Source organism: Nucisporomicrobium flavum, assembly GCF_016464385.1.
Taxonomy (GTDB): domain Bacteria; phylum Actinomycetota; class Actinomycetes; order Mycobacteriales; family Micromonosporaceae; genus Actinoplanes; species Actinoplanes flavus_A.
Genome location: NZ_JADMLH010000020.1, coordinates 135,546 through 148,432, shown reverse-complemented (window position 1 = coordinate 148,432; position 12,887 = coordinate 135,546). Strand labels below are relative to the sequence as shown.

7 protein-coding genes are annotated in these 12,887 nt (G+C 72.0%); all 7 read right to left on the bottom strand.

What is annotated here, in order from left to right; genetic code table 11:
* Window positions 1–143 precede the first annotated feature (143 nt).
* Window positions 144–1,721, bottom strand: a complete 1,578-nt coding sequence (locus IT780_RS34475; RefSeq protein ID WP_199516022.1) for a fatty acid--CoA ligase — start codon at window positions 1,719–1,721, stop codon at window positions 144–146.
* A gap of 26 nt (window positions 1,722–1,747) precedes the next feature.
* Window positions 1,748–3,187: a beta-ketoacyl [acyl carrier protein] synthase domain-containing protein gene (locus IT780_RS34470; protein ID WP_199516021.1), complete on the bottom strand. Its 1,440-nt coding sequence runs from the start codon at window positions 3,185–3,187 to the stop codon at window positions 1,748–1,750.
* A gap of 2 nt (window positions 3,188–3,189) precedes the next feature.
* Entirely contained in the window at window positions 3,190–9,573 is a 6,384-nt protein-coding gene (locus tag IT780_RS34465) for a type I polyketide synthase (protein ID WP_233413959.1), read from the bottom strand.
* Window positions 9,570–9,962 carry an acyl carrier protein gene (locus IT780_RS34460; RefSeq protein ID WP_199516020.1) on the bottom strand — a complete coding sequence of 131 codons (393 nt, stop codon included), beginning with the start codon at window positions 9,960–9,962 and terminating at the stop codon, window positions 9,570–9,572. Before IT780_RS34460 ends, IT780_RS34465 begins: the two co-directional genes overlap by 4 nt.
* Window positions 9,959–10,543, bottom strand: a complete 585-nt coding sequence (locus IT780_RS34455) for an FcoT family thioesterase (protein WP_307831524.1) — start codon at window positions 10,541–10,543, stop codon at window positions 9,959–9,961. Before IT780_RS34455 ends, IT780_RS34460 begins: the two co-directional genes overlap by 4 nt.
* A gap of 98 nt (window positions 10,544–10,641) precedes the next feature.
* Entirely contained in the window at window positions 10,642–11,841 is a 1,200-nt protein-coding gene (locus IT780_RS34450; RefSeq protein WP_199516019.1) for a cytochrome P450 family protein, read from the bottom strand.
* Between the two features lie 31 nt (window positions 11,842–11,872).
* Window positions 11,873–12,772: a (3R)-3-[(carboxymethyl)amino]fatty acid oxygenase/decarboxylase gene (scoE, locus tag IT780_RS34445; protein WP_199516018.1), complete on the bottom strand. Its 900-nt coding sequence runs from the start codon at window positions 12,770–12,772 to the stop codon at window positions 11,873–11,875.
* Between the last annotated feature and the right edge of the window lie 115 nt (window positions 12,773–12,887).

The following is a 12,887-nucleotide window of genomic DNA, read 5'->3' as shown; positions in this document are numbered from 1 at the left end:
CCAAGCGGTGATCGCCCTGGCCCGCCGCCTGATCGACGTTATTTGGGCCCTGCTGCGCGACGGCCGTGAGTTCCATCCCTCACCACCGCTCACCGCGAACGCGGCTTGACATGGTCATTGAAACTCCTTGGTGGACTTCTCGGTCAGTTGACCTGTCGGACCCTTCCGGCCCAGAACCGATCGCGCAAGCTGCGCCGCAGGATCTTGCCGCTGGGGTTGCGCGGCAGCGAGTCGATGACGTCGTACGACGTGGGCACCTTGAAGTCGGCGATCTCGTCGCGCAGGAAGAGCATCAGCTCTCGCGGCCGCGCCGTACGCCCCGGGCGGAACACCACGAACGCGTGCACCGCCTCGCCCCACTTCTCGTGCGGGATGCCGACCACCGCGGCCTCGGCCACGGCGGGGTGTTTGGCGAGCGCGCTCTCGATCTCGGCGGGGTAGACGTTCTCCCCCGCCACGATCACGGTGTCCTTGATCCGGTCGCAGACGAAGACGAAGCCCTCCTCGTCGAGGTAGCCGGCGTCGCCGGTGTGCACCCATCCGTCCACAAGGGTCGACGCGGTCGCCTCCCGCAGCCCCCAGTACTCCAGCATGACCGCGGGCGTACGGATGCAGATCTCCCCGACCTCGCGAGCGGGCAGGAGCTCGCCGGCGGAGTCGATGACCTTGATCTCGATCCCCGGGTACGGGCGTCCCGCCGCCTGCAGCCGCGGACTGCCCGTCACGTGCTCGGCCGGCGGGAGGCAGACCGCCGTGTTCCCGGTCTCGGTCAGCCCGTAGATCTGGGCGAACTCGCACCCGATCTCGTCGATGCACTGCTGCAGGAGCGTCTCCGAGATGGGCGACCCGCCGTACACGACCTTGCGGAGGCTGGCGAAGTGGGCCGGGGTGGCACGCGGCTCGCTGAGCATCATCTGCAGCATCGCGGGCACCACGCAGGCGATGGTGATGCCGGCGTCGCGGATCAGGTCCACCGCCGTGGCGCCGACGAACATCCGCATCGACACGATGGTGACGCCGGCGTTGAAGCCCTGCGTCGCCCACCAGATGCCGCCGACGTGGAAGCCCGGGATGCCGATCAGGCTGACGTCGCCGGGGCGCAGGTCGATCCACTCCAGGCCCTGCGACTCCATCGCGTCGCGGACGGCGAAGAAGCTGCGATGCGCGAGCACCACACCCTTGGGCAGGCCCGTGGTGCCGCTGGTGTAGAGCTGGGCGACCGGGTCGTCCCACCCGCCGCCCTCGTCGACGCCGGTGTCCGGGAACCCGCGCTGCCAGGCCGGCAACCCCGTCCCCGGGCCGTCCGGGCCGTCGAGCGCGACGATGACCGGCGCCCGCTCCAGCTCGGCGACGACCTTCTCGGCCGCCGGCAGGAACTCGTCCTCGACGAACAGCACCGCCGTGCCGGAGTCGGCCAGGATGTGGCGTACCTCCACGGGCGTGAGCCGCCAGTTGATCGGGACCAGCACCGCGCCGGCCTTCGCGCAGCCGAACAGGACGTCGTAGTAGTGCTCCGACTCCTTACCCAGGAAGGCCACCCGGGCGCCGGCGGCCAGACCCTGCGCGCGCAGGCCGTGGGCCGTACGGTTGCTCCGGCGATGCAGGTCGCCGTAGGTGATGCTCCGGTCCTCGCAGAGCACCGCCGGATGGTCGGGACGCTCGGCGGCGTGGAAGGCGATCGACTGCTGCAGCGTACGGAGCTGCGGGAAGTACAACGACATCGGGCGAACTCCTTGCCTGGGGCGGGTCATGACCAGACGTGCGTGTCCGGCCAGAGCCGGCGCCCGGTGAGCGGACCGGACGGGGTGCCGTCCCGCGGCGGTGCCCCCGCGACGGCTTCCATGAGGACGTGCGCGTTGGTGCCGGTGAACCCGAACGAGCTCACCCCGGCGACCCGGCGGGCGGACTCCGGCCAGGCCATCAGCTTGCGGGGCACGTCGATCGAGAGCCGGTCCCAGGCGATGTCCGGGTCGGGCCGGCCGAAGTCGGGCTGCGCCGGGATCTCACCGTGGCTCAGCGCCAGCGCCACCTTCATCAGGCTCGCGGCGCCGGAGGCGGTCTCCAGGTAGCCGAGGTTGGCCTTGCAGGAGCCCAGGTACAGGGTCTCCGCGCCGGGGCGGCCGCGCCCGTACGCCGCCGCCGTGCTCTCCGCCTCGATGACGCCGCCCAGCTTGGAGCCGTTGGCCTGCGCCTCGACGTACCGCACGTCGGCCGGATCCACCTTGGCTGCCCGAAGCGCCTGCTCCATCACCCGCCGCTGGGCGGCCACCGGGGTCGCCGTCATCGCGGGACGGTCCCCCTGCTGCCAGAGCGCGGTGCCGCGGATGACCGCGTACGGCCGCGGCTCGCCCGGCTGGACGTCCCTGAGCCGTTTGAGCACCAGGATCCCGCAGCCCTCGCCGCGGACGTGCCCGTCGGCGTCCTCGGCGAACGGCCGGCTGCGCCCGGTCGGCGAGAGCATGCCGGCGAGGTCGAACACGGCGCTGGTGAACGGGGCGAGCTGCAGGTGGCACGCCCCGACGACGGCGAGGTCGCACTCGCCGCGCCGCAAAGCAGGAACCGCGAGGTGTACGGCGGTCAGCGCGGAGGCGCACGCGGTGTCCACAGTGAGCACCGGACCGTTGAGCCGCAGACCGGTGGCGATCCGCGCGGCCGTGGCACTGAGCGCGGCCCCCGTACCCATGTACGGCGACAGGTCCTCCGGCCGCACCCCGTTGCGCAGGTGGGCGTACGGATACTCCAGCGCGCTGACGCCCGCGTACACCCCGACCCGCAGCCCGTAGGTGTCCGGCGCACCGGCGTCCGCCAGGGCCTGGTCGGCGCAGGCGAGCAGCAGGCGCTGCTGCGGATCCATGTGCCGGGCTTCCTCCTCGCCGAGGCCGAAGCGTTCCGGGTCGAACAGGTCCACGCCCTCGATGTGCACGCCACGCCCCAGGACCTCGGCGTACGGTTCGAGGTCCGGCGCGCCGGTGTTCCACCGCGACGGTGGCCGGCGTGGTTCGGCCGGCACCACCCGCTCGTCGCGCAGGGCCGCCCAGAACGCCGCGGGATCGTTGATGCCGCCGGGGAACCGGCAGGCCATCCCCGCCACGGCGATGCCCTGGTGCTCCTCGGCGTGCTGCCGGGCCGCCATCAGCAGGAGCTGCTCGCGGGTCAGCGTCTCCAGGTACTCGATGTGCTCCTTCACGCTCAGAGGTCCTTCAGCGCCGCGAGCTCGGCGGCGACCGCGTCGGCGGACATGTCGGCGACCGCCTGCGGCTCCTCGGGCCCGGCCGGCCCGGCGGACATGTCGGCGCCACCGAGCTGCTGCTCGAGGTGCTCGGTGAGCAGCCCGATCGACGGATAGTCGAAGGCCAGGCTGGTGGGCAGCGCCACCCGCAGCGACGACTCCAGGAAGTTCTTCAGCTCGACCGCGCCCAGCGAGTCCAGGCCGACCTCGATGAACTTCGCGTCCGCCGGGACGTCGTCGGGGCCGTCGAAGTGCAGCGCCGCGGCGACGTGCCCGCGGATCAGCCGGCTCACCGCCGTTCGCCGCTCGGACCGGGGCAGGGCCAGCAGGCCGGGCAGGTCGAGTTCCGCGGCGGTGTCCTGCCGGCGCCGGGCCAGCCGCTGGTACAGCGGGTTGGCGGCGCGCCCGCCGGCCAGCTTGTCCCAGTCGAACTCGCCGACGACCGCCTGCGGCACCGGCCCGGCGAGCATCGTCGCGAGCGCCGCCGTGCCGCGCCGGGGCCGGATGAAGCGGGTGCCCTGGGCCTCGAGGTTGCGCACGAGCCGCTCGTCGAGCTCCGCCGCCATGCCGACCTCGGCCCACGGCCCCCAGTTCAGCGCGGTGCCGGGCCGTCCCGCCGCGGCCCGCCAGGTCATCAGGGCGTCCACGTACGCGTTGCCGGCCGCGTAGTTGGCCTGGCCCACCGCGCCGATGACCGACGCGACGGACGAGTACCCGACGAAGAAGTCGAGCGTCGGCACTTCGGCGACCGCCTCGTGGAGGTGCCAGGTGCCGTACACCTTCGGGCCGAACACCGTGTCCAGGTCGGGCCAGGACATCTTCGCGATGGGACCGTCGGCCAGCACACCGGCGGCGTGCAGCACGCCACCGAGGGGGAACTCCCCCCCGGCCAGCTCGGCGACAAGCTCCCGCACGTCGGCGGCGACGGCCACGTCGGCGCGGTGCACCCGGACGTCCACGTCCCGGCCGATCCGCGACCGCACGTCGGCCAGCTGCTCGTCGCCGACCGCGCGCCGACTCACCAGCGCCACGTGCCGGGCGCCCAGCTCGGCCAGCTTGTGCCCGGCGAGCACGCCGAGCGCGCCGAGGCCACCCGTGATCAGGTACGTGCGGTCCGGCCGGATCACCACCGGGGCCTCCGCCGGCTCGGACTCCAGGGACAGCACCAGCTTGCCGACGTTGGCGCCCCGGCTGAGCACGCCGAACGCCTCCTCGATCTCGTCGAGGGTGTACTCGGTGGTCCGCAGCGCCGCGAGGCTCCCCGCGTCGATGCCGTCGACGACCTCCCGCAGGATCTCGTTGTTGATCCGGCGCAGCTCCTCCTCGGGAAACTCGCTGAGGTCGAAGTTGTGGTACGCGACGTCGGGGCGTTCCGCGGCCGCCCGCTCGGCGGACCACACCCCGATCTTGCCCAGCTCCACGAATCGCCCGCCGCGACCCAGGGCGCGCATGCCGGCGTCGATGTAATCCTTGTTGAGGCTGTTCAGGACGATGTCGACGCCCGCGCCGCCGGTGAGCTCCAGCACCTGCGCCGAGAAGTCGAGGGTGCGCGAGTTCAGCACGTGCGCCACGCCCTGCTCGCGGAGCAGCGCGTGCTTGTGCGGGCTCGCCGTGGCGAACACTTCCGCGCCGGCCGCCTTCGCCAGCTGGACGGCCGCCTGCCCCACGCCACCGGCCGCGGCGTGGATGAGCACCCGGTCGCCGCGCTTCATCCCGGCCAGCCGGTGCAGCGCGTAGTGCGCCGTGATGTACGCGGTCGGCAAGCCTGCCGCCTCGGCGTACGAGATGGACGCGGGCATGCGCACGGCGGAGGCAGACGCGACCGTCACCCGGCGGCGCATGGACCCGATGTGGCTCAGCACCACGTCGTCACCGACCGCGAAGCTCGCCTGCGGGCCGGCGGCGACGACCGTGCCGGCGCCCTCGAAGCCCAGCGGCAGGGGCACGTACGGCACCCCGGTCTCGTCGGCGTACTGCTTGAGCATGCCGAGCGCGTTGAGGACGTCCTTGAAGTTGAGCCCGGCGGCCCGGACCCGCACCTCGATCTCGTCGCCCGTGGGCGCCACGTCCGGCACCGGGGTGAGGCCGAGGCCGCCGAAGCTGCCGTACTCCTTCACGGTCAGCTCGGCGTTGCCGGTGTCGCCGGGCCCGGGCGCGTACGGCAGCAGCCGCCGCACGTGCCGCCCGGAGTCGCGGTACGCCACCTGGTATTCGTCCTCGGCCGCGGCCACCTCGTCGAGCAGCGCGCCGGCGTCCTCCTCGAGCGAGCGCAGGTCGACGAGCGTGACGCGGTACGCCGGATACTCCGACCACAGCGACAGCCCGAAGCCCCACAGCGTGCTCGCCGGCAGGTGCTCCGCCGTCGCCTCGGTCCCGTCTCCGGGCAGGTGCTGCGCCGCCTCGGTGACCAGGAAGAGCCGGACGCTGCGGCCCTCGAGGGCGCCGACGAGCGCGAGGAGCTCCCGGTAGTTCTGTTCGTTCTCGGCTCGCAGCCGGTCCTCGGCGTCGCCGGCGAGCGGGCGCCACACCCAGCACACGTCCGCCGGTCCGTCGTCGAGCAGCCGGCCCACAGCGGCGGCGTCGGGCGCGAACACCAGCTCCATGCCGGTCGCCGCGGCGCGGACGCCGAGGGCATGGGCCGCCTCCGGGTCCCGGTTGACGACGATAAGCCTGCGCTCGCCCGCGTCGGCGCGGCGTACCAGCGCGCGCTTGAGCCAGCGCGGGCGGTGGAACATCCGCCGGGCCCGGTCGCCGGTCTGGGCGACCTGGCGGAATCCGAGCCCCTCGACCACGACCACCGGGCGGTCGCCGTCGAGCAGCATGAGGTCGGCGCGGAAATCGCCGGACGCGCCGGGCTCGGCACCGGTGCGGCGGACGACCGCGCGCAGCGTCTCGCCCTTCGGCTTCTTGAACAAGCGCAGCCGGCCGAAGCGCACCGGCAGGTACGTGCGGCCGTCGTCGATCACGCCGCCGAGGGTCTGGATGACGTTGTCCAGCAGCTCCGGCGGCAGCAGCTCGACGGCGCCGGTGACGCGTCCGCGGACCTCCGAGACCGCGGCACCCGGGGCGACGCGGGAGAGCTTGCGGATGCGCTGGAACTGCGGGCCGTACATCAGGCCGACGTCGGCCCATTCGGGGTAGAGCTCCGCGCCGGCCCGCTCGTCGAGCGGTGGCTGGGCCGCCACCGCGCCGAGCTCGTCACCCAGGGACTGCAGCTCGGCGGACCCCTCGGCATCGGCAGCGATCCCGCCGCGGGCGTGCGTACGCTCGATCGCCGTGTCCCCGGCCCCGTCGACGCTGATGATCTCCACCGTGCCGGCACCGCCGGGTGCCGTGCGCAGCCGCACCCGGACCTCGGTGCGGCGGTCCGCCGAGAGCAGCAGCGGCTCGAGGATCTCGATGTCGCGCAGCGGCCGGGCGGTCTCGCCGTGCACGGCGTCCTGCAATGCCAGGATGGCCTCGACGTAGCCGGCCGCTGGGAACACGACCTGGTCCATGACGACGTGGTCGGCGAGCCACGCGGGCTGGTCGGGCCCGATCCGGGTGCGGAACTCGCGGAGGCCGGCCGCCGCCTGCTCCGGCGTGGTGATCTCGTCGCCCAGCAGCGGGTGGCGGACGGCGGACGGCTCCACGGCACCGGCCCGGTCGTGCCGCTCGCCCTTGACCGGCAGCCAGTAGCGGCGGCGGTCGAAGGGGTACGTGGGCAGGTCGACGCGCCGGCCCGGACCGCCCGCGAAGACACCGGCCCAGTCGACGGCCAGCCCTCCGGCGTACGCCTCCGCCACCGACTGCAGCAGGATCGCGCCGTCCGGGTCGCTCGACCGCATGCTCGCGAGCCAGCGGTGCCCGGCACCGGGCTGCACGCACCGGCGCCCGAGCCCGATCAGCGTGGGCGCCGGGCCCACCTCGAGGAAGACGTGGTCGCCGCGGGCCTCGACGGCCCGCATGCCGGCGGCGAAGTCGACCGGCTCGGCGATGTGGCGCACCCAGTAGTCGACCGTGCCGACCACCGCCGGGTCCGCGGGCTCGCCGGTCAGGTTCGAGATGAACGGTACGGTGATCTCGCCGAAGCGCAGCCCGGCCATCTCGCGCCGGAACGCCTCGGTCACCTCATGCATCAGCGGCGAGTGGAAGGCGTGCGAGACCGCGAGGCGGTTGACGCGTACGCCCCGGCCGGTGAGGGTTTCGGCGACCGTCTCCAGCGCGGCGCGGCCGCCGGACACCACGCACTGCCCGGGCGCGTTGAACGCCGCGAAGCTGACGTCGGGCAGGCCGTCGATCAGCGGGCGCAGCTCCTCGGCGGGCGCGGACACGGCGATCATGGACCCCGGCGCGGAGACCGACTGCATGAGCCGGGCCCGTACCGACACCAGCCGGACCGCATCGGCGAGCGTGAACAGCCCTGCCACGGTGGCGGCGACGACCTCGCCGATGCTGTGTCCCATGAGGATGTCCGGCTGGACGCCGAACGACCGCCAGAGCATCGCCGTCGCGTACTCGACGGTGAACAGGGCGGGCTGGGTGTACCTGGTCTCGTTGAGCCGCTCGGCGTCGTCACCGAACATCAGGTTGCGGATGGACTCGCCGAGGTGCTCGGCGAACAGCCGGTCGCACTCGTCGACGTGGCGCCGGAACACCGGGTGGCGGCGGTAGAGGGCCCGGCCCATGCCGGCGTACTGGGCGCCCTGGCCGGTGAATAGCATGGCCACCGCCGACGGACCGGCCTCGGTGGCCGGCGGCTTGGGTGCGGCGAGGGCGGCGGTGAGCTCGTCGGTGGAGCGGACCACCACGGCCGTACGCACCGGGAAGTCGGCACGGCACACCGCGGCGGTGTAGCAGAAGTCGGACACCCGCACGTCGGGGTGCGCGGCGAGGAAATCGCCGTACCGGGCGAGCTGGCGCTGCAGGGCTTCCTCGGTACGCGCGGACACGGCGAGGATGCGCGGCTCCCCGGCGTCGTCCGCGTCGGCCGGGGCGGCGTCGGGCCGGGCCGGGGCCTGCTCCAGCACGACGGAGGAGATGGTGCCCGCGAAGCCGAACGAGTTCACCAGCGCTCGCCGGACGTCGCCCTCCCACGGCCGCCCGGTCAGCGGCACCGACACCGGGTACGCCTCCCAGGGGATGTGCCGCGACGGCGACTGCATGCCGATGTGCGGGAACACCTCGGCGTGCTGCAGCTGGAGCACGGTCTTGATCACGCCGCCGATCCCCGCGGCGGACTCCATGTGCCCGATGTTGCCCTTGAGCGACCCGATGACGACCGGGCGCTCGGCGGAGTGCGACTCCGAGAAGACCGAGCGGATCGCGCCCACCTCGATGGGGTCGCCGAGCGAGGTGCCGGTGCCGTGGGCCTCGACGTACTGGACGTCGGCGGGCTCGAGCATCGCCCCCTGCAGGGCGGCGCGCATGACGGCGTCCTGGGCCGACCCGTTCGGCACGGTGAGGCCACCGCTCTCGCCGTCCTGCCGGACCGCCGTGCCGCGGACCAGCGCGAGGATGTGGTCGCCGTCGCGCTTGGCGTCGGAGTAGCGCTTGAGCACGATGACGCCGCAACCCTCGCTGCGGCTGTAACCGTCGGCGCTGTCGTCGAACGTCTTGCAGTGGCCGTCCGGCGACAGCATGCCGGCCTGGCTGAACACGATGTGGTTGCGCGGGTGGTGCATCGCGTTGACGCCGGCGCACAGGGCGATGGAGCACTCCTTGCGGCGCAGCCCCTCGACGGCCAGGTGGAGGGCGACCAGCGACGAGGAACAGGCGGTGTCGATCGCCATGCTGGGCCCGCGCCAGCCGAGGAAGTACGAGACCCGGCCGGGGATCGCGCTGTGCGCCGTACCGGTGCCGACGTACGCGTCCAGCTCCGGGTACTCGAGCGCCTCGACCTCCAGCGAGTAGTCGACGCAGCTGACGCCCACGTACACGCCGCCGTCGGAGCGGCGCAGCCGGGCGGGGTCGAGGCCGGCGTGCTCCAGCGCCTCCCACGAGGTCTCGAGCATCAGCCGGGCCTGCGGGTCGAGGTACTGCGCCTCCTTCGGCGAGATCCCGAAGAACCGCGGGTCGAACTGGTCCACGTCGTCGAGGAAACCGCCGCCGGCCGCCCGGATCCGGCCCTTGCCGCCCTCGGCCGAGGCGAACCGGTCGACGTCCCACCGGTCGGCCGGCACGGGTCCGATCCCGGAGCCGCCGGCGCGCAGGAACTCGGCGAAGCCGTCCGGCGTACGGTTCCCGCCCGGGAACCGCAGTCCGATGCCGACGACGGCGATGGGCTCGTACTTCTCGAGCAGAAGCTCGCGCAGGAGTTCGGAGTCGGGCGCGGGCATGGTGGTCTCCTCCCGGCTGCTGCTCATGCTTCGAACAGGTCCTTCAACAGGCTGTCGACAAGGGGCTTGCGGTCGGCGGTCGACGGGCCGGGTGGTGGCGCCGCGACCGGCGGGAAGAGCCCGGGCAGGGCCGCGACCAGGTTGTCCGTGAGGTCGGCGACGGTGGGGCTGGCGAAGAGGACGGCGGCGTCCACCTCGCATCCGAGCTTCTCCTCGAGGTTCTGCTTGATCTCGGTGACCCGCAGCGAGGTGAGCCCCAGCTCGAAGTAGTTGGCGTCGGCGGGCAGCGCCTCGTCCGGCGTCATCAGCAGGGCGGTGCGGAACTCCGCGGTCACGGCCTCCTGGAGGGCGGCGCGGCGCGCGCTCACGGGGATCCGGCTCAGCTCGGCGGCGAATGCGGTCGGTGCAGAAGTCATGTCCTCGTGTCCTCGGCGGCCGCGGGCGGGTTGGTGATCGCCACCCGGACCTCGCCGGCCGAGGCGCCACCCCGCTCGTCCCAGTAGCGGCAGGTGGTTCGCAGCACGACGAGCGCGTCGCGCAGGTCGCTGCCCGCCCACTCCGCGATGTCCGTGATCTCCAGAGCGCCGTGGAAGAAGCGGCCGCTCATCGCGCGCTTGAACGAGCTGCGGAAGTCGGTGATGAGGAAGTCGGCGAGCTGCCGGCTCCAGTAGTCGTCCATCGTCCACCGGGCGAAGGGCTGCGCCAGCCGCTCCTGGACCGTCTTGGCGACCGTGTAATAGAGCATCTGGTTGTAGCAGATGTTGAACTCGACCGAGTTGAAGTGACCGGTGTCGTCGATGTAGCACGACTCCGGGATCACGAAGGTGCAGCGTGCCGTCACCCGGCCGCCGTCGGCCGGGTTGCCGGCGGCGGTCACCTCCGCCGACTGCAGATACTTGCAGTTCTCCCGGTACGGCCGCAGCACGGCGGCCAGCAGCCCGGGGTCGGTGGCGTGGGCGCCGCCGGGCCCGATGACGGACCCGGCGGCGTGGGTCACTGAACTTTTTTCAACGTGGCGGGGCCGTCCCCGGCCGCCGCCGGTCGACGGCGCGGCGCTGTCGGGCTCGATGTCAGGTTGAAAAAGGTTCACTGCGTTCACACGGTCACCGGGAACTGCCGCGGGACGCGGATCAGCCACGACGGCCGCCAGTCGAGCTCCTCCTGGGGTACGGCGCACTTGATGTTCGGGAACCGCCGGACGACCTCGCCCAGCGCGATCCGCAGCTCGTTGCGGGCCAGCTCCTTGCCGGGGCAGTGGTGCGGTCCGCGGCCGAAGCCGAGCTGCTGGTTGTCCGGCCGGTCCAGCCGGATCTCGGCCGGGCACTCGAAGCGCTCGGGGTCCCGGTTGGCCGCGCCCAGCGAGATGATGACCTGCTGGCCCGCCTTGATGTCGGCGCCACCGATGGTCATGTCCTCGATCGCGAACCGGCGGATGCCGCTGTGCGTCGAGCCGTCCCACCGCATCAGCTCCTCGACCGCGGCCGGGATGATGTCGGGGTTGTCGCGCATCTCCTGCGCCTTCTCCGGGTTGTTGATCAGGGCCAGCACCGAGGCGCCGATCTGCCCGACCGTGGTGTCGTACCCGCCCAGGAGCAGGAAGAAGGTCATGCCGATCATCTCCTGGTCGGTCAGCGGCTGCCCCTCGTTGTCGCGGGCGCTGATCCAGTAGGAGATGAGGTCGTCGGCGGGCTCCTTCTTCTTGAACTCGATGAGCTCCTCCACGAACGCGAGGAGTTTGCCGGCGGCCACCCGCGCCGCGGCCGGGTCCTTGCCGAGCATCGCGTCGCTCCAGGCTCGGAAGTCCGCCCGGGAGGTGTCCGGCACGCCGAGGATGTCCGCGGTCATGGTGATCGGCAGCGGCGCGGCGAGGTCCGACATGATGTCGCCGCCGCCCTTGCGTTCGATCTCGTCCAGCAGGTCGCCCACCACCTGCTGGATCCGGGGCACCAGGTCCGCCATCCGCTTCGGGGTGAACGCGAAGTTCATGAAGCGGCGCAGCCGGGTGTGCAGCGGCCCGTCCTCCATGTGCAGGTTCCCGGACCGGACGATCTCCGGGAGCATCTCGTTGGTGTAGTCCGAGTCGGCGTACCGGCGGTTGCGCACCAGCCGGCGGTCCTTGAGCGCCTCGCTGGCCTCGTCGTACCGGGTGATCAGCCAGATCGGTGAGCCGTCGGGCAGGCACACCCGGTGGATGGGGCCTTCCTCGTGCAGCCGCTCGTACGTCGGGTACGGGTCGGCGAACCACTCCTCGTCGTACGGGGAGTCCAGGTTGTGCACGGGGCACTTGGAGGTCATCGATGGGTCCCTTCCTGGCGTGGGGCGGTGGTCAGAGCGGCTGATCGTCGTGGAAGGGGTGGTCGTCGTGCACCGTCACGCGGAACGACACGGTGGGCTCCGGCGTGGTGGTGTGCAGCGCCCGGTGGATCAGCGCGCGGTTGTCCCAGATCAGCAGATCGCCCTGCTCCGGCGTGACGAGCTGGATGCCGGGCGCGGTGAAGCTCATGTCCCGCTGCCCGGTCTCGTCGAACACCCGCTGCATGAGCGAGTCGTCGAGCCGGTTGCCGTCGGCGTCCTCCATGCCGACGGTGAAGCCCTCGCTGTTGTAGAGCACCGTCGCGCCGGTCACCGGGTGCTTGAACAGCGTCGGGTGCGAGACCGTGGGGGTCTTGCGCTCGACCTCCTCGGTCAGCTCGCCCAGCGGCCGGTACACGTCGGACGGCCGGATCTTGAAGTACCGCCGGACGCTGAACAGCGTGCGCGTGCCGGCGATGTCCCGCTTGAGGTCCTCGGACAGCCGCTCGTACGCCTGCGTCATGTCGATGTAGTAGGTGCCGCGGTTCTTGGCCGGGATGACCTGGGGGTAGATCAGGGTCAGGCCGAACGGCTTGGGCATGAACTGGTAGTCGGCGTGCCAGAACTTGCCCGTCTTCGGGACGCCGATCTGCTTGTCCCCGTCGCTCACGTTGGAGGAGACGAAGATGTCCGGTTCCTCGGGGTGGTGGTACATCGGCTCGTAGTACGCCTCCACCTGTCCCAGCCGGCGGCCCATGGCGACGAACGCGGCCGGGGTCAGGCTCTGTCCCTTGAGGATCAGGATCTTGTGTTCGTAGACGCCGCTCTTGAGCGCGGTGATCTCGTCGTCGGAGGCGGTGGCCGGATCGAAGTCCCGCACCGTCGCCCCGAATCCGCTGCTGGTGACCTGCACGTCCAACAGGACAGCCCCCATCCATATCGCTGGCGATAAAATCACTGACTTATCGAAATCGACCTCGACAAACGTAGCAGCCAGTTCTGAACAGCCGCTTACTTGTCACTAAAGGGGCCATAAAGCGCGCATTGAA

Coding starts and splice junctions, on each gene's coding strand:
- IT780_RS34450 (WP_199516019.1), bottom strand. CDS start 11,841: ATGACCTCCAAGTGCCCCGTGCACAACCTGGACTCCCCGTACGACGAG.
- IT780_RS34475 (WP_199516022.1), bottom strand. CDS start 1,721: ATGTCGTTGTACTTCCCGCAGCTCCGTACGCTGCAGCAGTCGATCGCC.
- scoE (WP_199516018.1), bottom strand. CDS start 12,772: ATGGGGGCTGTCCTGTTGGACGTGCAGGTCACCAGCAGCGGATTCGGG.
- IT780_RS34460 (WP_199516020.1), bottom strand. CDS start 9,962: ATGACTTCTGCACCGACCGCATTCGCCGCCGAGCTGAGCCGGATCCCC.
- IT780_RS34465 (WP_233413959.1), bottom strand. CDS start 9,573: ATGAGCAGCAGCCGGGAGGAGACCACCATGCCCGCGCCCGACTCCGAA.